Genomic DNA, 18,137 nt, shown 5'->3' with positions numbered 1-18,137 from the left:
CGACCTGGACGTTTTTTAAACAGCCACTGGCTTCATATCGGATAAAACGGGACACTTTCCCAACTCCGTCAAAGAGGATGAATCATGAGTGACAAGGATAAACAGCCGTTGGCTGCGTCGGCGCAAGCGCTCCCCGAGGCGGAATCCGCCGATGCAGCGCTGAAGCATATCGTTGACGGCTTTTTGCATTTTCATCACGAGATCTTTCCGCAGCAGGAAGAACTCTTCAAGAAACTCGCCACGGCCCAGAATCCCAGGGCAATGTTCATCACCTGCGCCGATTCGCGCATCGTGCCGGAGCTGATTACCCAAAGCTCCCCAGGCGACCTGTTCGTGACCCGCAACGTCGGCAACGTTGTGCCACCTTATGGGCAAATGAACGGCGGCGTTTCCACCGCCATCGAGTACGCCGTACTGGCCCTCGGTGTGCAGCACATCATCATTTGCGGGCACTCCGATTGCGGCGCCATGCGTGCAGTGCTCAACCCGCAAAGCCTGGAAAAAATGCCCACGGTCAAAGCCTGGCTGCGGCATGCCGAAGTGGCGAAAACCATGGTCCAGGAAAACTGCAATTGCGCTAACGAAAGCGAAAGCATGCACATCCTCACCGAAGAGAATGTGATCGCCCAGTTGCAGCATCTGCGTACACATCCATCGGTGGCCTCGCGCATGGCCAACGGTCATCTGTTTATCCATGGCTGGGTCTACAGCATCGAAACCAGCGAAATCCGAGCTTATGACGCGGATCAGGGGTGTTTCCTGCCTCTTGATGGCAGTCATCCGATTCCGGTGGCGACGCCTAAAGCGCGCTTCTAAATCCTCCTAAATCCCTGTGTGGTTAGCTACGGCTGCTCATTCAGCAGCCTGGCTTTGCCACGCCTGAAAAAAATTCGGGAGAATCCCTATGCGTGCTGCGCAACTGAAAGCTGTTCTGCCACGGGAGCTGCTGGCGTCCGTGGTTGTGTTCCTCGTGGCCCTGCCCTTGTGCATGGGCATCGCCATCGCCTCGGGATTGCCGCCGGCCAAAGGCCTGATCACCGGGATCATCGGTGGTCTGGTGGTGGGCTGGATTGCCGGCTCACCGCTGCAAGTCAGTGGCCCGGCCGCAGGTCTGGCGGTGTTGGTATTCGAGTTGGTGCGTCAGCATGGTGTTGCCATGCTCGGGCCGATCCTGCTGCTGGCGGGTTTGCTGCAACTGTTGGCCGGGCGCTTCAAACTGGGCTGCTGGTTCCGGGTGACGGCGCCGGCGGTGGTCTACGGCATGCTCGCCGGGATTGGCGTGTTGATTGTGCTATCCCAGGTGCATGTGATGCTCGACGCCGTGCCCAAACCATCAGGGCTGGATAACCTCGCGGCCTTCCCGGCTGCGGTGCTCCAAGCCTTGCCGTCCTTTGGCTGGCAGGCTGGTCTGCTCGGGCTGTCGACGATTGCGGTGATGTGGCTGTGGGAAAAATTCCGGCCTCATTCCCTGCGATTCGTTCCCGGCGCCTTGCTCGGCGTCGGTCTGGCGACGGTCGCCAGCCTGATGCTCGCCTTGCAGGTCAAACGCGTAGAAGTGCCGGCCAACCTGGCGGAAGCCATCGATTGGCTTAAACCGGCGGACCTGCTCAACCTGGCTGATCCGACGATCCTGATCGCCGCATTTGCCGTGGCCTTTATTGCCAGCGCCGAAACCCTGCTCTCGGCCGCTGCCGTGGACCGCATGCACAGCGGCGAGCGTTCGGACTTCGACCGGGAATTGTCCGCGCAAGGCGTGGGCAACATGCTCTGCGGTTTGCTCGGTGCCCTGCCGATGACCGGCGTGATTGTGCGCAGTTCGGCCAACGTCCAGGCCGGTGCGACCACACGCTACTCGGCGATCTTCCACGGCTTGTGGCTGCTGGCGTTCGTGCTGTTGCTGTCCAGCGTGCTGCAAAGCATTCCAGTGGCGAGCCTCGCAGGTGTGTTGGTCTACACCGGTTTCAAACTGGTCGACCTCAAAGCCTTTCGCGGTTTGGGCCGTTATGGCCGGATGCCGATGTTCACCTACGCGGCGACTGCCTTGGCGATCATCTTCACCGACCTGCTGACCGGCGTGCTGATCGGTTTCGGCCTGACCCTGGCCAAACTGGCGTGGAAAGCTTCGCGACTGAAAATCAGCCTGATCGACTTGCCCAAGGACGGCGAAATGGAACTGCGCTTGATCGGTGCGGCAACCTTTCTCAAGGTCCCGGCGCTGACCCAGGTGCTGGGCAGCATTCCAGCAGGCGCGACGGTGCATGTGCCGCTCAATAACCTGAGCTACATCGACCATTCGTGTCTGGAGTTGCTTGAGGAGTGGGGTCGGGCGAATGCGGCGAAGGGTTCGAAACTGCTGATTGAAGCGCGGGGGTTGAAGCGTCGGTTGGAAGGCAGATTGCGCACCACGTCCGGCGTTGGTTCAGCCGGATAAATAACCTGTAGGAGCGAGGCTTGCCCGCGAAGCTTTTGGCGGACTTGAGGACGCCTTCGCGGGCAAGCCTCGCTCCTACAGGGGATGTGTCGCTTTACGCAGCCGGCTGATCCAGCTCCAGGCCCACGCCCAACTGGCGCGACAGGCACGGCCAGCGTTTCCACGCGGCGCCGGTGTCCGGGCTGTTGAGTTTCTCGCGGTAGGCCTCCACCGATTCCAGCGCGAAACTGTCTTCGTTAAGCATCTCGTCCACAGCGTGATGCACCGCCTCATCCAGTTGGTTGGCGAATTCTTCGCCGATCAATTGGTGGGCAATCAGGTTGGCGACAGTCATGTCCAATGGGATCAGTGGCTGGCCAAAATGCTTGATGTACAGGTCATTGACCTCTTCGACCAACCGATGCGCCAGATACGCTTCGTCCAGCAGGCTGTCCAGGCCGATATGCCCGGCCATGATCGCCGGCGGCTGGAGGAAGAACTGCTCGGCGATTTTCAGCACCGGTTTGATCTGCGATTCGATGCCCGCTTCCCGTGCGACATCATTGGCGGCGTCCAGCAGGTCCGGCACTTGCTCGATGTAGGCGGTCACAAACCGGGTCATCACGCCATTGGCGTCAACGTCCGGCAGCTGGATGGCAGCGTGCAGGTGCGGCAGTTGGGTTTCCAGTTGACGAGTTAACAGGCCGGTCTCGGCCTCGTGTTGTTGGGCTTTTTGGATCTGCTCGCGCAATGCGGCGGTGTTCATGAAAACTCCAGGAAACAAAGGCAATGAAATAGGGAAGACATAACTTAGCTGGCTTATGAAAGTTGCTAAGACGCATTTGTCATAATTGTTTCATCCTTGAGACATCAAAGTTATATCGATTTGCCACCACTCGTCGCGCATCGTTCTCCATTCGTGGCCTTGAGCGCAAGTCCCGGCTGTTTCAGATCATTTACGCCATCACATTGCGAGGTGACAGTCGCTGTCTATACTCGGGTGGGAATGGAGTTAGCTGATGACGCCCGACTGCATGTGCAGCAAGGCTCGGCGATTCAAGTTCGTAGTCTGAAAAAGCCGCTCCCTTGCCGCTGGTGTTAGCCGGCGGGATAACAAGAACGATAAGGGGAACCCGCAATGATGCGACATCCACACGTCTGGATGGGCCTCCTGTTGTGGTCAATTTTCAGCCAGGCACAAGCGGCCTGGACTGTGAATATGGCGCCAGGAGCGACTGAAATCAGTCACGCAGTATTCGACCTGCACATGACCATTTTCTGGATCTGTGTAGTCATCGGCATCATCGTCTTCGGCGCCATGTTCTGGTCGATGATGGTCCACCGTCGCTCGACCGGGCAGGTGGCCGCCAAATTTCATGAAAGCACCACCGTCGAAATTCTCTGGACCATCGTGCCCTTCATCATCCTGGTGGCCATGGCGGTTCCCGCTACTGCGACCCTGATCAAGATGTACGACGCCAGTGAACCGGATATCGATATCCAGATCACCGGCTACCAGTGGAAGTGGCACTACAAATACCTGGGCCAGGACGTCGAGTTCTTCAGCAACCTGGCCACCCCCGCCGACCAGATCCACAACAAGGAAGCCAAGGGCGAGCACTACTTGCTCGAGGTCGACAAACCCTTGGTGCTGCCGATCGGCGCCAAGATCCGGTTTCTGGTGACCTCGGCTGACGTTATCCACTCGTGGTGGGTGCCGGCCTTCGCGGTCAAGCGCGATGCGATTCCGGGGTTCGTCAACGAAGCCTGGACCCGCGTCGACAAACCCGGCATCTACCGTGGCCAGTGCGCCGAGTTGTGCGGCAAGGATCACGGCTTCATGCCGATCGTGGTCGAGGTCAAGGAAAAGGCCGACTACGACAAGTGGCTGGCCGAGCGCAAGGCTGAAGCCCTGCAGCTCAAAGAGCTGACCAGCAAGGAATGGACCCTCGACGAGCTCAAAGAGCGCGGCGACAAGATCTACCACACCACCTGCGTAGCCTGTCACCAGGCCGAAGGCCAGGGCCTGCCGCCGATGTTCCCGGCGCTCAAAGGCTCGAAAATCGCTACCGGACCGAAAGAAGGTCACCTGAGCATTGTCTTCCACGGCAAGCCCGGCACCGCCATGGCCGCGTTCGGCAAGCAGCTCTCGGAAGTCGATATCGCAGCGGTCGTGACCTATGAACGTAACGCCTGGGGCAACAACAAGGGCGACATGGTCACGCCTAAAGAAGTGCTGGAGCTGAAACAGGCGGAAAGCAAATGACCCGGTCTATCGCGTACGTAAGGAACCGGTCGGGGCAGCGCGCCCCGGCCTGCCCAGCCCATTCGTTCTCAGGAGAACGGCCATGAGTGCTGTCATCGATGATCATGGTCACGCCACCGACCACGCCCACGGCCCCGCCAAGGGCCTGATGCGCTGGGTGCTGACCACCAACCACAAGGACATCGGCACGCTGTACCTGTGGTTTGCGTTTTCCATGTTCCTGCTGGGCGGCTCGTTTGCCATGGTGATTCGCGCCGAGCTGTTCCAGCCCGGCCTGCAAATCGTCGAACCGGCGTTCTTCAACCAGATGACCACCATGCACGGCCTGGTGATGGTGTTCGGTGCGGTGATGCCGGCGTTTGTCGGCCTCGCCAACTGGATGATCCCGTTGATGATCGGCGCGCCGGACATGGCCCTGCCACGGATGAACAACTTCAGCTTCTGGCTGTTGCCGGCGGCGTTCATCCTGCTGGTTTCGACCCTGTTCACCGCCGGCGGCGGGCCGAACTTCGGCTGGACCTTCTACGCCCCGCTCTCCACCACCTACGCCCCGGAAAGCGTGACGTTCTTCATCTTCGCCATTCACTTGATGGGGATCAGTTCGATCATGGGTGCGATCAACGTGATCGCGACCATCCTCAACCTGCGCGCCCCCCTCACGACCCAGATGAAAATGCCGCTCTTGGTCTGGACCAGGCAGTTCACCGAGTTGGTGCTGCTAGCGGTGATGCCGGTGCTGGCCGGGTGCGTGACGATGATGCTGATGGACATTCACTTCGGCACCAGTTTCTTCAGTGCCGCCGGTGGCGGTGACCCGGTGCTGTTCCAGCATGTGTTCTGGTTCTTCGGGCATCCGGAGGTGTACATCATGATCCTGCCGGCCTTCGGGGCTGTCAGCTCGATCATCCCGACCTTCTCGCGCAAGCCGCTGTTCGGCTACACCTCGATGGTCTACGCCACGGCGAGCATTGCGTTCCTGTCGTTTATCGTCTGGGCGCACCACATGTTCGTGGTCGGCATTCCGCTGGTGGGCGAGCTGTTCTTCATGTACGCCACGTTGCTGATCGCAGTGCCGACCGGGGTGAAAGTGTTCAACTGGGCGAGCACCATGTGGCAAGGCTCGCTGACCTTCGAGACGCCGATGCTGTTCGCCGTGGCGTTCGTGATCCTGTTCTCCATCGGCGGTTTCTCCGGGCTGATGCTGGCCATCGCGCCGGCGGACTTCCAGTACCAGGACACCTACTTCGTGGTCGCGCATTTCCACTACGTGCTGGTGCCGGGGGCGATCTTCGGGATCTTCGCCTCGGCGTACTATTGGCTGCCGAAATGGACCGGCCACATGTACGACGAAACCCTCGGCAAGCTGCATTTCTGGCTGTCGTTCGTGGGCATGAACCTGACCTTCTTCCCGATGCACTTCGTGGGGCTGGCGGGGATGCCGCGACGGATTCCGGACTACAACCTGCAATTCGCCGACTTCAACATGGTGTCGTCGGTGGGTGCGTTCATGTTCGGCACCACGCAGCTGTTCTTCCTGTTCATCGTGATCAAGACCATCCGCGGCGGCCCGCCTGCACCGGCCAAACCGTGGGAAGGGGCCGAAGGCCTGGAGTGGAGCGTGCCGTCACCGGCGCCGTATCACACCTTTACCACGCCGCCGGAAGTGAAATGAACACCACAACTCCTGTGGGAGCGAGCCAAGCCTTTGTGGCGAGGGGGTTTACCCCCGTTGGGTCGCGAAGCGGCCCCAAAACCAGTGACGGTGGTGTATCAGCCAGATCGCAATCGCTGGTTTTTCGACCGCTGCGCAGCCGGACGGGGGTAAACCCCCTCGCCACAGGGTTAAGCGGTGGGGGTAGAAATCATGGCTGACTCGATTTCGCTGAAAAAACTCGTCACCCGCCTGCTGCTGGTGGTGGTCGCCATGTTTGTCTTCGGATTCGCTTTGGTGCCGATCTACGACGTGATGTGCAAGGCGTTCGGCATCAACGGCAAAACCTCCGGGCAGTACGAAGGCGAGCAAGTGGTCGATACCTCGCGCCAGGTGCGGGTGCAGTTTCTGTCGATGAACAACGCCGACATGGTCTGGGAGTTCTACCCCAAGGGTAATGAGCTGACGGCGCATCCGGGGGCGGTGAACGAGATGATTTTCGTCGCGTACAACCCCACCGATCACCCGATGAGCGCCCAGGCCGTGCCGAGTATCGCGCCCAGCGAGGCGGCGGCGTATTTCCACAAGACCGAATGTTTCTGCTTTACCCAGCAAGTGCTGCAGCCCGGTCAACGGATCGAGATGCCGGTACGTTTCATCGTTGACCGTGACATGCCCAAGGAAGTGAAGCACCTGACGCTGTCTTACACACTGTTCGATATCACTGCACGTCATCCGCCCGTGGCTGTTGCTGCAAGCACCGGCGGCTAGGCGTTAAGCGTGCCCGATAAGGAGAACAATAAATGGCAACTCATGAACACTATTTCGTACCGGCCCAGAGCAAATGGCCGATCATCGCCACGGTCGGCATGTTCGTCACCGTGTTCGGTCTGGCGACCTGGTTCAACGACCTGAAGGCGGCGCGGCCGGAATCCCACGGTCCGCTGATCTTCTTCGTCGGCGGACTGCTGCTGGCCTACATGCTGTTCGGCTGGTTCGGCACGGTGATCAAGGAAAGTCGCGGCGGCTTGTACAGCGCACAAATGGACCGCTCGTTTCGCTGGGGCATGAGCTGGTTCATCTTCTCCGAAGTGATGTTCTTCATCGCCTTCTTCGGCGCGCTGTTTTATGTGCGCCATGTCTCCGGCCCTGCGCTCGGTGGCGAGGGCACGAAAGGCATCGCCCACATGCTGTGGCCGAACTTCGAATTCGTCTGGCCATTGCTCAACAACCCCGATTCGAAACTGTTCCCGCCGCCCAAGGAAGTCATCAGCCCTTGGGGCCTGCCGCTGATCAACACCATTTTGCTGGTCAGCTCCAGCGTCACCGTGACCATCGCCCACCATGCGCTGAAGAAGGGCCATCGCGGCGCGCTGAAAATCTGGCTGGCGATCACCGTGCTGCTGGGCTGCGGCTTCCTCGCCCTGCAGGCCGAGGAATACATGCACGCCTACCACGAACTGGGGCTGACCCTCGGTTCGGGCATCTACGGCGCAACGTTCTTCATGCTCACCGGTTTCCACGGCGCCCACGTAACCATCGGCACCATCATCCTGTTCGTGATGCTGATGCGGGTCATGCGCGGGCACTTTGATAACGAGCACCAGTTCGGCTTCGAAGCGGCGAGTTGGTATTGGCACTTCGTCGATGTGGTGTGGATCGGACTGTTCGTTTTCGTCTACGTGCTTTGAGGCGTTACCACGGCGCGTGAGAAACCAGTTGGCCGCTGAAAAAGCCCCAGGCGATCAAGCCGACGGTGATGGCGGCCAAGGCAACACGAATGCTCAAGGCAATGACGAGGCGGTTCGAGCTGCTGTCGTCCTTGACCAGAAAAAACAGGCCGCTGAACAGGCTGACAACCGTGGCAATCAGCATCAGGACGATGGCTGCTTTGAGCATGGTGAGACTCCGGGGGAAAGGCGATGCATTTGAGTATAGCTATCGCGATCACCGACTTTCTGGCGCTGTCATGAAGCGCTTCCGGCCGGGCATCGTGCCGACGATTGTGGTCGCGCTGCTGTTGCCGCTGCTGGTGTCACTCGGGTTCTGGCAGTTGAGCCGGGGCGCAGAGAAAAGCGCGCTGCTGCAAAGCTACGCCGAGCGCCGGGCGGCCGAACCGATGGCCAGCTCCGAGCTGCTGAACACACAAGATCCAGCCTTTCGCCGGGTGCGCTTGCACGGTCAGTTCGACGCCGACCACAGTTTGTTGCTGGACAACCGCCAGCGCGACGGCAAGGTCGGGGTCGAGTTGCTGCAACCGTTCCACGATCAGGCGACCGGGCTCTGGCTGCTGGTCAATCGCGGCTGGCTGCCGTGGCCAGACCGGCGCACTCCACCGCAATTCAAGACACCCGCCGAAGCCTTGAGCCTCGACGCGTGGGTCTATGTTTCCCCCGGCACAACCTTCCAATTGCACGCCGACCCGAGCACCACCACTTGGCCGCAACTGGTGACCGCCATTGAACCGGCCAAGCTCTGGACCGCGCTGAACCGCGAAGGCTTCGCCTACGAATTACGTGAAGAAAACGGACCTGCGTCCTACCAGGCCGATTGGCCGGTGGTGGCCATGGGGCCGGAAAAACACATCGCTTATGCCGTGCAGTGGTTCGCCATGGCGATCGCCCTGCTCGGCCTTTTTATCTATCTCGGCTGGCACAACGCAAAGGAGAAACACCATGGGAGCGGCCATGAATCCACCCAGCATGTCTGAGACGAAACCGCCGGCGAGTCGGCGCAAGGGTCGCCTGCAACTGCTGCTGATTGTGCTGGGCGTGGTGGGTCCGATGATCCTCGCCACCGGCATGTACAAGCTGAATTTCTGGGTGCCAGAGGGCCGCAGTTATCACGGCGAACTGATCGGCAACGGCCAGACCCGCGCCGACCTCGGCGTGCAGGCGCAGGAAGACCGCTGGCAGATGCTGGTGACCGCGCCCAAGGATTGCTCGGTGGATTGCCAACAGTTGGTCTATCTGGCGCGGCAAATCCAGATCGGCCTCGGCCGCGATGCCTCCCGCGCCAGTCATGCACTGGCTGCCGCGCAGCCGTTGAGCAGCGATTACGAAGCCAAGCTGACCCGCGAATATCCGCAACTGCAACGCTACCCGATGGACCTGACCACGTTCAGTAAGACCACGGGCGACAAGACTGCGCCGCAACTGTGGATCATCGACCCACACGGCAATCTGGTGCTGCGCTACGACCCGACGGTCAAGGGCAAGGACCTGCTGAACGATCTGCGTCATCTGCTGAAACTGTCGAACATCGGATAAGGGCATCGTCATGGCCAAACCTGGATTTCGCCTCGCGCTGTTTGCCACCTTGCTGGCACTGATTGTGGTGTTGCTCGGCGCCTACACCCGCCTGACCCACGCCGGCCTCGGCTGCCCGGACTGGCCGGGTTGCTATGGCTTTATCAGCGTGCCGAAAAGCGAAGCCCAACTGGCCCATGCCGAACTGCATTTCCCCGATACGCCAGTGGTGGCCCACAAGGGCTGGAACGAGATGATTCACCGCTACTTCGCCGGCACCCTGGGGCTGTTGATTTCGGTGCTGGCCGGTCGCGCCTGGGTGCACCGTCGGCATCCGGGGCAACCGGTGAAGTTGCCGCTGTTTCTGCTCGGCGTGGTGTTCGCCCAAGCGGCGTTTGGCATGTGGACGGTGACGCTCAAGCTCTGGCCGCAGGTGGTGACGGGCCATCTGCTTGGCGGCTTTGCGACGTTGAGTTTGTTGTTTTTGCTCACCCTGCGGCTGTCTGGAGTATTGCCGGCGTTGACCGTACCAAAGCGTTTGCAGTACTGGGCGACCGCAGGCTTGTTGTTGGTGATTCTGCAAATCGCCCTCGGTGGCTGGGTCAGCTCCAACTACGCGGCGGTGGCGTGTATCGACTTCCCGACCTGCCACGGCCAGTGGCTGCCTCCGGCTGATTTCGCCAACGGTTTTCACCTGACCCAACACATCGGCCCGAATTACCTCGGCGGGCAACTGGACAGCGATGCCCGCACCGCGATTCACCTGACTCACCGCATCGGCGCCTTGCTGGTGACGCTGGTGCTGCTCGGTCTGGCTTGGCAACTGAAAGTGGTCGGCATGACGCGCCTGGCCGGCCTGGTGCTGATCGCTCTTGGCGCACAAATCACCCTGGGCATCAGCAACGTACTGTTTCACCTGCCGCTGCCCATCGCCGTCGCCCACAACGCGGGCGGTGCGGCGCTGTTGCTGACGATGGTGCTGGTCAATTATCACGCGCGGACCAGTCTGGTTCGGGTCAAGCAACAAGCTCCTGCACGCTGGCGTTTCAGCCCGCGTAAACATTCAGCCGGGCCCATAACAATAAAAGGAGAGATGCCATGGCGATTCTGATCGGCGAACGTCACAGTCAGGCGATCTGGCGGGATTATCTGGAACTGACCAAGCCCAAAGTGGTGGTGCTGATGCTCATCACCTCCTTGGTGGGCATGTTCCTCGCGACCCGCGCCGGGGTGCCGTGGACGGTGCTGATATTCGGCAATCTGGGGATCGCGCTGTGTGCCGGGGGCGCGGCGGCGGTCAATCATGTGGTGGACCGGCGCATCGATGCGGTCATGGCCCGAACCCACAAGCGGCCACTGGCTGAAGGCCGGGTGTCGCCAGCCGCGGCGCTGACGTTTGCCTTGGTGCTGGCGCTGCTGGGGCAAGCTTTCCTGCTGGCCTTCACTAATACGCTGACCGCATGGCTGACCCTCGCCTCGCTGCTGGGCTACGCGGTGGTCTACACCGGTTTCCTCAAACGTGCGACGCCGCAGAACATCGTCATCGGCGGCCTCGCCGGTGCAGCCCCGCCGCTGCTCGGCTGGACTGCGGCGACCGGGCATATCGGCGCCGAACCGTTGCTGCTGGTGCTGATTATCTTCGCCTGGACCCCGCCACACTTCTGGGCCCTGGCCATTCACCGCAAGGAGGAATACGCCAAGGCTGACATTCCGATGTTGCCCGTGACCCATGGCGAGCACTACACCAAAGTGCATATCCTGCTTTATACCTTCGCGCTGCTGGCGGTCAGCCTGATGCCGTACGTGATTCACATGAGCGGCGTGCTCTACCTGGTTTGCGCCCTCGGTCTAGGCGCGAGGTTTCTGCAATGGGCCGTGGTGCTGTACCGTGGCACTCGGCCGCACGCGGCGATCAACACCTTCAAGTACTCTATCTGGTACTTGTTCCTGCTGTTTATCGCCCTGCTCGTAGACCACTACTTACTGTTGAACCTATGACTCGAACTCAGAAAACCGTCTTCATCCTCGTCGCCCTGATCGCGCTGGTTTTGGGCCTGACCGTCAACAAGGTGCTGTCCGGCAAAGGCCAGGGTGACCCGACGGCACTGATCGACGCGGGCATCATCCTGCTGCCGCAAAGCCGTAACCTGCCGGACGTGACGATGACCGACCAGGACGGCAAGCCGGTGACGGTCAACCAGCTGAAAGACAAGTGGAGCCTGCTGTTCTTCGGCTACACCTTCTGCCCGGACATCTGCCCGACCACCCTCGCCCAGCTGCGTCAGATCAAAAGTGAACTGCCGCCAGAAGCAGCGGCCAAGTTGCAGGTCATCCTGGTCAGCGTCGACCCGAACCGCGACACGCCCAAGCAGCTCAAGCAGTACCTGGGCTACTTCGATCCACAGTTCCAGGGTTTGACCGCCGCCTCGGTGGATGACATCCAGAAACTGGCGAATGCGGTGAGTATTCCGTTCATTCCAGCGGACACCAGCAAGCCGAACTACACGGTTGATCACAGCGGCAACCTCGCGGTGATCGGGCCGGACGGCACCCAGCGCGGGTTCATTCGCGCACCGTTGAACAACGTGAAACTGGTGGCGCAGTTGCCGGTGATGCTCAAGCGCAACTAAGCATCACGCAGTTCTGTAGGAGCCAGGCTTGCCGGCGAAGGCGTCAGTGAAATTGCCTTCGCCGGCAAGCCTGGCTCCTACAGGGGACGGTGTTTCGGGCACAAAAAAAGGGGACGCTCATGGCGTCCCCTTTTTCGTTGCATTCGCGAATCAGAACGCCGGCAATACCGCGCCTTTGTACTTCTCGAGGATGAACGCTTTCACTTCCGGGCTGTGCAAAGCAGCCACCAGTTTCTTCATCGCGTCGCTGTCCTTGTCGTCCGGACGGGCCACGAGGATGTTCACGTAAGGCGAGTCGTTGCCTTCGATGACCAGCGCATCCTTGGACGGATCAAGCTTGGCTTCCAGCGCGTAGTTGGTGTTGATCAGCGCCAGGTCGACCTGGGTCAGCACGCGCGGGATGGTCGCGGCTTCCAGTTCACGGAATTTCAGGTCCTTGGCATTCTCGGTGATGTCTTTGGTGGTCGAGAGGATGTTGTTCGAATCCTTCAACTTGATCAGGCCAGCCTTCGCCAGCAGCAACAGCGCACGGCCGCCGTTGGTGGCGTCGTTCGGGATCACCACGTTGGCGCCGCCAGGCAGTTCGGTCAGCGCTTTGTACTTGCTGGAGTAAGCGCCCAGCGGTTCCAGATGCACACCAGCAACGGCCACCAGGTTGGTGCCTTTGGCCTTGTTGAACTCATCCAGGTACGGCTGGTGCTGGAAGAAGTTGGCGTCCAGGCGTTTCTCGGCAACCTGCACGTTCGGCTGGATGTAGTCGGTGAACACCTTGACCTGCAGGTTCACGCCTTCTTTGGCCAGGGCCGGCTTCACGAACTCCAGAATCTCCGCGTGCGGAACCGGAGTGGCCGCAACGGTCAGGGTTTCATCGGCGTGGGCAGAAAATGCGGCTACGGCAGCCAATGCGACGAGTAGTTTTTTCATTCAGCTAACTCCTTGTGGGCGCCCGTTTGGCGCCTGCCAGCGAATGGCCGGCTCATGTCTTAAATTACGAGAACTGCTTATTTTCTGGAGAAATGCACGACCAGCTTGTCGCCAACCATTTGCAGCACTTGCACCAGCACCAGCAACAGCACCACGGTGACGATCATCACATCGGTCTGGAAACGCTGGTAGCCGAAACGGATCGCCAGGTCGCCCAGACCACCAGCGCCGACCACACCGGCCATCGCCGTGTAGGACACCAGTGTAATAGCCGTCACCGTAATCGCCGCGTAAATGCCCGGACGGGCTTCTGGCAGCAAGGCGTTCATGATGATCTGCTTGGTCGTCGCGCCCATGGCCTGGGTCGCTTCAATGATGCCGCGATCCACTTCACGCAGGGCGGTTTCCACCAGTCGCCCGAAGAACGGCGTGGCGCCCACCACCAGTGGTGGAATCGCGCCCGCAACGCCCAGCGAGGTGCCGGTGATCAGCACGGTGAAGGGGATCATCACGATCAACAGGATGATGAACGGCAGCGAGCGCAGGATGTTCACCATCAGCGACAGCACGGCGTAGACACCTCTGGATTCCAGCAACTGCCGTGGGCTGCACAGGAACAGCAGCACGCCCAGCGGCAAGCCGAGCAAAATCGTGAACAACAGCGAACCGCCGAGCATCAACAGCGTGTCGCCGGTGGCCAGCCAGATTTCGAACCAATCGATATTGGCGAAGAAACTCATGAAGGCATCCATTAGCGCAGCACCTCCATATGGACGTCAGCCGCGGTGAAGAGGCCGAACGCCGCTTCCATGTCACCGCCGGTGACGGCCAGGGTCAGTTGCCCGTAAGGGACGTCTTTGATGCGATCGATACGACCGGCCAGGATGCTGTAGTCCACACCGGTTTCCCGGGCGACGGTACCCAGCAATGGCGCGTAGGTCGCCTGGCCCTGGAACGTCAGACGCACGATTCGGCCCGGCACGTGGGCGAAGTCGTCACGCTGTTCGCTTTCGTCGATCTGCTCGTCTTCTTGCACGAAGCGTTTGGTGGTCGGGTGCTTGGGGTGCAGGAACACCTCGGCCACCGAACCTTGCTCGACGATCACGCCGGCATCCATCACCGCCACTTGGTCGCAGACCCGACGGATCACGTCCATCTCGTGGGTGATCAATACGATAGTCAGCTTCAGCTCACGGTTGATCTCGGCCAGCAATTGCAGGACCGATGCCGTGGTCTGTGGGTCGAGAGCGCTGGTGGCTTCGTCGCACAGCAGGATCTTCGGCTTGGTCGCCAGGGCGCGGGCAATGCCGACGCGCTGCTTCTGGCCGCCGGACAATTGCGCCGGGTACTTCTTGGCGTGGTCGGACAAACCAACGCGCTTCAGCAATTCGGCCACACGCTGGTCGATCTCGCTGCGGGACAGTTCACCGGCCAGGGTCAGCGGCAGCGCGACGTTGTCGGCCACGGTCTTGGACGCCAGCAGATTGAAGTGCTGGAAAATCATCCCGACTTGCTGACGGAAACGCCGCAGGCTGTTGGCATCCAGCGCGGTGACTTCTTCGCCATCGACGAAGATCTTGCCGCCACTGGAATTCTCCAGGCGATTGATCAGACGCAGCAGGGTACTTTTTCCCGCGCCAGAATGGCCGATCAGACCGAAGACCTGACCGTTCTCAATCGTCAGACTGGTCGGATGCAGGGCGGGAATATCCTTACCGGCGACGCGGTAAGTCTTATGGACGTTTTGAAACTCGATCACGTAGCGAACCTTGTGGGGCGCGTTGGAAAAGGATCAGCGGTTAGCCGGGCGCGCATTTTAGCCTGTCCGTATAGAGGTTATTAGCATTTATTCCGCATTCAACCTTCGATTTGGCAATAACGCGATCAAAGGTCAGAAAAAAGGAACGGCTAAAAACGCCATCAGTCACTAATAAGGCAACTCGAAAACGCCCCCGGTGCCGTGCCTGGGGAATGCACAAGAGTCCTGGCTACGGCGGGAATCGCAACGAGGAGTTTACGACTGATGAGTACTAAAAAACCTGCCGCTCCAAAAAGCGCACTGGCCGGGACCGATACCCTGGACCGCGGCAACACCAATACCAAGCTCGATAGCCTGGAAACATTCCGCTCTGACGCGACCGGGCAAGCCCTGCGCACCAACCAGGGCGTGAAGGTCTCGGATAACCAAAACAGCCTGAAGGTCGGCGCCCGCGGGCCGTCGCTGCTGGAAGACTTCATCATGCGTGAAAAGATCACGCATTTTGACCATGAGCGTATTCCAGAGCGCATCGTCCACGCCCGTGGCACCGGCGCCCATGGTTTCTTCCAGACCTACGAGAACCATTCGGTCCTGACCAAGGCCGGATTCCTACAAGACCCGGGACAGAAGACTCCGGTCTTCGTGCGCTTTTCCACGGTGCAAGGCCCACGCGGGTCAGGCGATACCGTGCGGGACGTACGAGGTTTCGCCGTGAAGTTTTTCACCGACGAAGGCAACTTCGACCTGGTGGGCAACAACATGCCGGTGTTTTTCATTCAGGACGCGATCAAGTTTCCCGATTTCGTCCACGCTGTGAAACCCGAGCCGCACAACGAGATTCCTACCGGCGGCTCGGCCCATGACACGTTCTGGGACTTCGTCTCGCTGCAACCCGAATCAGCGCACATGGTCATCTGGGCCATGTCTGACCGAGCGATCCCGAAAAGCCTGCGCAGCATGCAAGGCTTCGGTGTGCACACGTTCCGCCTGGTGAATGCCGAAGGCAAATCACGCTTCGTCAAATTCCACTGGCGCCCTACCGCCGGCACTTGTTCGCTGGTGTGGGATGAGGCGCAGAAGCTTGCCGGTAAAGACACTGACTACCACCGTCGCGACCTCTGGGAAGCCATCGAAACCGGTGACTACCCGGAATGGGAACTGGGCGTTCAAGTCATCGAGGAAGAGAACGAGCACAGCTTTGACTTCGACATCCTCGACCCGACCAAGCTGATCCCGGAAGAAATCGTCCCGATCACGCCGCTGGGCAAAATGGTGCTGAACCGCAACCCGGACAACTTCTTCGCTGAAACCGAGCAAGTCGCATTTTGCCCGGGGCACATCGTGCCGGGGATCGACTTCTCCAACGATCCGCTGCTGCAAGGCCGGTTGTTTTCCTACACCGACACGCAGATCAGCCGACTTGGCGGGCCGAACTTCCACGAAATCCCGATCAACCGTCCGGTCGCACCGTTCCACAACGGTCAGCGGGATGCTTTGCACCGCACCACCATCGACAAGGGTCGCGCGTCCTACGAGCCGAACTCGATAGATGGCGGCTGGCCGAAAGAAACACCACCAGCGGCCCAGGACGGTGGTTTCGAGACGTACCCGGAACGCATCGACGCGAACAAGATCCGTCAGCGCAGCGAGTCGTTCGGCGATCATTTCTCGCAGGCGCGGTTGTTCTTCAAGAGCATGAGCAAGCACGAGCAGGAACACATCATCGCCGCCTACAGCTTTGAGCTGGGCAAGGTTGAGCGGTTGTGGATTCGCGAGCGGCAGGTGAATGAAATCTTGGCCAATATCGACCTGGAACTGGCCAAGCGCGTCGCACAGAACCTGGGCCTGCCAGCGCCGAAAGCCGGCACGGTCGAGGTGCGCAAAACCTCGCTGGATCACTCCCCGGCGCTGAGTCAGGCCAATTTGCTGCCAGAAAATATCAAGACGCGCAAAGTGGCGATTCTTGCTGCCAACGGCGTCGATGGTGCGGCGATTGATGCGCTGAAGAAAGCATTGGCGGCCGAGGGTGCACACGCGAAATTGCTCGGCCCGACGTCTGCACCGGTCACGACAGCTGATGGCAAGTCCCTGCCAGTGGATGCGTCGATGGAAGGCTTGCCGTCCGTGGCGTTCGATGCGGTGTTCGTGCCGGGTGGCGCAGCGTCGATCAAGGCGTTAAGCACCGATGGCGTGGCGCTGCATTACGTGCTGGAGGCGTACAAACACCTGAAGGCGATCGCGTTGCATGGCGAGGCCAAGCAGTTGCTGGACGTGTTGAAACTGGAGGCGGATGCGGGGTTGATCGTTGGCGCGGATGCCAAGTTGTTCAAGGCGTTCTTTGCCGCGATTGGGCAGCATCGGGTTTGGGATCGGGAGCCTAAGGCCAAGGCGATTCCGGCCTAAAGATTTGTATCGCTAGTGAGGACGCCTTCGCGGGCAAGCCTTGCTCCTACAGGATATGTGTCGTTCGCCAATATCGTGAACGACGCGAACCTGTAGGAGCGAGGCTTGCCCGCGAAGCTTTTCAGGGCTTACGCGGACTCAAGATCATCTGCGCCGGGATGTTGCGCAGAATATGTTTTTCCAGCGTCAGGTCGAATTCCGAATCCAGCTTCTTCACCCGCTTGGTCAGCAACGTGGCCAACCATGGGTAGTCCTGGGTACGAGGTACCTGGAGGCTGACTTCACACTGGTAATTCACCACATCGGTGGCGATGGCATCCAGTTGTTTGCGAAGTTTGCCCATATCGTTGATGTTCAGCGCAATCGTAGTGCTTTCAGCCGTTGGATCGATCAACTTCGCCTTCGGCCTGGCTTCGGCCGCCATCAGTGCCGCTTCAGCTTTATCCAACTCAGCCTTACGTGCATTGACGATGGCGTTGTTGACCCCACCGGTCAGCGCCGGCGCCTTGGGCATCAACGCCCGGGCACGGCTCAAGGCAGTGGCGGCGGCATTCACATCGCCTTTTTGCAGCACGATCTGGCTGCGTTGCAGATAGGCTTCGGCCAGTTGACGCTGGTATTGCACAAGGGATGGGTCGTTGGGCGACTCAGCCTGCAAGGTTGCCAATTGATCTTCGGCAGTGGCCAGCTCGCTGCTGGCCAGGTTTTGTTCCAGTTGTGCGATGGCCGCAGCCCGCGCATCGGGAACCTCGGGGGTCGCCGGTGGCGTACTTTGGCAAGCGCCGAGCAGCAGAGAAAATGCGACAAGGAGCAGATAACGGGAGGCGAACGGCTTCATTCCTGCGA

General features: G+C 60.0%; 18 protein-coding genes. 12 read left to right on the top strand and 6 right to left on the bottom strand.

From position 1 onward, the window contains the following. Positions 1–84 precede the first annotated feature (84 nt). Positions 85–816, top strand: coding sequence for a carbonic anhydrase (locus ACIOYV_RS26245; protein ID WP_401328353.1), 732 nt, complete (start codon positions 85–87; stop codon positions 814–816). Positions 817–904: 88 nt separating this feature from the next. Next, complete coding sequence (locus ACIOYV_RS26240; protein ID WP_163910479.1) at positions 905–2,431, top strand: SulP family inorganic anion transporter; 1,527 nt, start codon at positions 905–907, stop codon at positions 2,429–2,431. A gap of 94 nt (positions 2,432–2,525) precedes the next feature. Here the strand turns inward: ACIOYV_RS26240 and ACIOYV_RS26235 are convergent, their stop codons facing one another. Continuing rightward, positions 2,526–3,176, bottom strand: coding sequence for a hypothetical protein (locus ACIOYV_RS26235; protein ID WP_054047968.1), 651 nt, complete (start codon positions 3,174–3,176; stop codon positions 2,526–2,528). Between the two features lie 372 nt (positions 3,177–3,548). On the opposite strand from ACIOYV_RS26235, the gene coxB reads away from it, so the two are divergent. The 4 genes from coxB to ACIOYV_RS26215 all read left to right on the top strand — a co-directional run bounded on the left by coxB (position 3,549) and on the right by ACIOYV_RS26215 (position 8,018). Then, on the top strand, positions 3,549–4,676 hold the full coding sequence (gene coxB, locus ACIOYV_RS26230; RefSeq protein WP_163910480.1) for a cytochrome c oxidase subunit II: 1,128 nt from the start codon (positions 3,549–3,551) through the stop codon (positions 4,674–4,676). Positions 4,677–4,758: 82 nt separating this feature from the next. Continuing rightward, positions 4,759–6,348, top strand: a complete 1,590-nt coding sequence (gene ctaD / locus ACIOYV_RS26225) for a cytochrome c oxidase subunit I (RefSeq protein ID WP_401328348.1) — start codon at positions 4,759–4,761, stop codon at positions 6,346–6,348. Between the two features lie 192 nt (positions 6,349–6,540). Further along, on the top strand, positions 6,541–7,098 hold the full coding sequence (locus tag ACIOYV_RS26220) for a cytochrome c oxidase assembly protein (protein ID WP_054617196.1): 558 nt from the start codon (positions 6,541–6,543) through the stop codon (positions 7,096–7,098). Between the two features lie 32 nt (positions 7,099–7,130). Then, positions 7,131–8,018: a cytochrome c oxidase subunit 3 gene (locus ACIOYV_RS26215; RefSeq protein ID WP_163910482.1), complete on the top strand. Its 888-nt coding sequence runs from the start codon at positions 7,131–7,133 to the stop codon at positions 8,016–8,018. 4 nt (positions 8,019–8,022) lie between these two features. Here the strand turns inward: ACIOYV_RS26215 and ACIOYV_RS26210 are convergent, their stop codons facing one another. Next, positions 8,023–8,226 carry a twin transmembrane helix small protein gene (locus tag ACIOYV_RS26210; protein ID WP_054617194.1) on the bottom strand — a complete coding sequence of 68 codons (204 nt, stop codon included), beginning with the start codon at positions 8,224–8,226 and terminating at the stop codon, positions 8,023–8,025. A 70-nt stretch (positions 8,227–8,296) separates the two neighbouring features. Here ACIOYV_RS26210 and ACIOYV_RS26205 point away from each other — a divergent pair, with 70 nt between their 5' ends. From ACIOYV_RS26205 to ACIOYV_RS26185, 5 genes are read left to right on the top strand one after another with little or no spacing between them, the layout of a single operon-like run. Then, positions 8,297–9,037, top strand: a complete 741-nt coding sequence (locus tag ACIOYV_RS26205; RefSeq protein ID WP_401328343.1) for an SURF1 family protein — start codon at positions 8,297–8,299, stop codon at positions 9,035–9,037. Next, positions 9,003–9,596: a hypothetical protein gene (locus ACIOYV_RS26200; RefSeq protein ID WP_054617192.1), complete on the top strand. Its 594-nt coding sequence runs from the start codon at positions 9,003–9,005 to the stop codon at positions 9,594–9,596. Before ACIOYV_RS26205 ends, ACIOYV_RS26200 begins: the two co-directional genes overlap by 35 nt. A 10-nt stretch (positions 9,597–9,606) precedes the next feature. Then, the gene (locus tag ACIOYV_RS26195) at positions 9,607–10,686 is read left to right on the top strand and encodes a heme A synthase (protein WP_054047982.1); all 1,080 of its coding nucleotides are present in this window, start codon (positions 9,607–9,609) and stop codon (positions 10,684–10,686) included. Continuing rightward, entirely contained in the window at positions 10,674–11,573 is a 900-nt protein-coding gene (cyoE, locus tag ACIOYV_RS26190) for a heme o synthase (RefSeq protein ID WP_401328339.1), read from the top strand. The genes ACIOYV_RS26195 and cyoE overlap by 13 nt, the downstream gene beginning before the upstream one ends. Continuing rightward, positions 11,570–12,205, top strand: coding sequence for an SCO family protein (locus ACIOYV_RS26185; RefSeq protein ID WP_163910484.1), 636 nt, complete (start codon positions 11,570–11,572; stop codon positions 12,203–12,205). Before cyoE ends, ACIOYV_RS26185 begins: the two co-directional genes overlap by 4 nt. A 150-nt stretch (positions 12,206–12,355) precedes the next feature. Here the strand turns inward: ACIOYV_RS26185 and ACIOYV_RS26180 are convergent, their stop codons facing one another. From ACIOYV_RS26180 to ACIOYV_RS26170, 3 genes are all read right to left on the bottom strand, one after another. Then, on the bottom strand, positions 12,356–13,129 hold the full coding sequence (locus ACIOYV_RS26180; RefSeq protein ID WP_290027181.1) for a MetQ/NlpA family ABC transporter substrate-binding protein: 774 nt from the start codon (positions 13,127–13,129) through the stop codon (positions 12,356–12,358). A gap of 77 nt (positions 13,130–13,206) precedes the next feature. Beyond that, positions 13,207–13,881 carry a methionine ABC transporter permease gene (locus ACIOYV_RS26175; RefSeq protein ID WP_401328334.1) on the bottom strand — a complete coding sequence of 225 codons (675 nt, stop codon included), beginning with the start codon at positions 13,879–13,881 and terminating at the stop codon, positions 13,207–13,209. Further along, positions 13,881–14,888, bottom strand: a complete 1,008-nt coding sequence (locus ACIOYV_RS26170; protein WP_054047992.1) for a methionine ABC transporter ATP-binding protein — start codon at positions 14,886–14,888, stop codon at positions 13,881–13,883. Before ACIOYV_RS26170 ends, ACIOYV_RS26175 begins: the two co-directional genes overlap by 1 nt. A gap of 264 nt (positions 14,889–15,152) precedes the next feature. Between ACIOYV_RS26170 and katE the strand changes: the two genes are divergently transcribed. Then, a complete protein-coding gene (katE, locus tag ACIOYV_RS26165; RefSeq protein ID WP_290027180.1) occupies positions 15,153–17,291 on the top strand; it encodes a catalase HPII in 2,139 nt (712 codons plus the stop codon). A 121-nt stretch (positions 17,292–17,412) separates the two neighbouring features. Here the strand turns inward: katE and ACIOYV_RS26160 are convergent, their stop codons facing one another. Then, positions 17,413–18,129, bottom strand: coding sequence for a PA5502 family lipoprotein (locus tag ACIOYV_RS26160; RefSeq protein ID WP_054047996.1), 717 nt, complete (start codon positions 18,127–18,129; stop codon positions 17,413–17,415). Positions 18,130–18,137: the final 8 nt, after the last annotated feature.

This window comes from Pseudomonas sp. NPDC087342 (assembly GCF_044744265.1).
Classification (GTDB): domain Bacteria; phylum Pseudomonadota; class Gammaproteobacteria; order Pseudomonadales; family Pseudomonadaceae; genus Aquipseudomonas; species Aquipseudomonas nunensis.
This window is presented reverse-complemented; position numbering and strand designations above follow the sequence as displayed.

What these genes read in the sequence shown, in the direction of transcription:
- ACIOYV_RS26245 (WP_401328353.1), top strand. Translation starts at nt 85, where the DNA reads ATGAGTGACAAGGATAAACAGCCGTTGGCTGCGTCGGCGCAAGCGCTC.
- ACIOYV_RS26205 (WP_401328343.1), top strand. Translation starts at nt 8,297, where the DNA reads ATGAAGCGCTTCCGGCCGGGCATCGTGCCGACGATTGTGGTCGCGCTG.
- ACIOYV_RS26240 (WP_163910479.1), top strand. Translation starts at nt 905, where the DNA reads ATGCGTGCTGCGCAACTGAAAGCTGTTCTGCCACGGGAGCTGCTGGCG.
- ctaD (WP_401328348.1), top strand. Translation starts at nt 4,759, where the DNA reads ATGAGTGCTGTCATCGATGATCATGGTCACGCCACCGACCACGCCCAC.
- ACIOYV_RS26215 (WP_163910482.1), top strand. Translation starts at nt 7,131, where the DNA reads ATGGCAACTCATGAACACTATTTCGTACCGGCCCAGAGCAAATGGCCG.
- ACIOYV_RS26180 (WP_290027181.1), bottom strand. Translation starts at nt 13,129, where the DNA reads ATGAAAAAACTACTCGTCGCATTGGCTGCCGTAGCCGCATTTTCTGCC.
- ACIOYV_RS26210 (WP_054617194.1), bottom strand. Translation starts at nt 8,226, where the DNA reads ATGCTCAAAGCAGCCATCGTCCTGATGCTGATTGCCACGGTTGTCAGC.
- ACIOYV_RS26185 (WP_163910484.1), top strand. Translation starts at nt 11,570, where the DNA reads ATGACTCGAACTCAGAAAACCGTCTTCATCCTCGTCGCCCTGATCGCG.
- cyoE (WP_401328339.1), top strand. Translation starts at nt 10,674, where the DNA reads ATGGCGATTCTGATCGGCGAACGTCACAGTCAGGCGATCTGGCGGGAT.
- ACIOYV_RS26220 (WP_054617196.1), top strand. Translation starts at nt 6,541, where the DNA reads ATGGCTGACTCGATTTCGCTGAAAAAACTCGTCACCCGCCTGCTGCTG.
- ACIOYV_RS26235 (WP_054047968.1), bottom strand. Translation starts at nt 3,176, where the DNA reads ATGAACACCGCCGCATTGCGCGAGCAGATCCAAAAAGCCCAACAACAC.
- coxB (WP_163910480.1), top strand. Translation starts at nt 3,549, where the DNA reads ATGATGCGACATCCACACGTCTGGATGGGCCTCCTGTTGTGGTCAATT.
- ACIOYV_RS26160 (WP_054047996.1), bottom strand. Translation starts at nt 18,129, where the DNA reads ATGAAGCCGTTCGCCTCCCGTTATCTGCTCCTTGTCGCATTTTCTCTG.
- katE (WP_290027180.1), top strand. Translation starts at nt 15,153, where the DNA reads ATGAGTACTAAAAAACCTGCCGCTCCAAAAAGCGCACTGGCCGGGACC.
- ACIOYV_RS26195 (WP_054047982.1), top strand. Translation starts at nt 9,607, where the DNA reads ATGGCCAAACCTGGATTTCGCCTCGCGCTGTTTGCCACCTTGCTGGCA.
- ACIOYV_RS26175 (WP_401328334.1), bottom strand. Translation starts at nt 13,881, where the DNA reads ATGGATGCCTTCATGAGTTTCTTCGCCAATATCGATTGGTTCGAAATC.
- ACIOYV_RS26200 (WP_054617192.1), top strand. Translation starts at nt 9,003, where the DNA reads ATGGGAGCGGCCATGAATCCACCCAGCATGTCTGAGACGAAACCGCCG.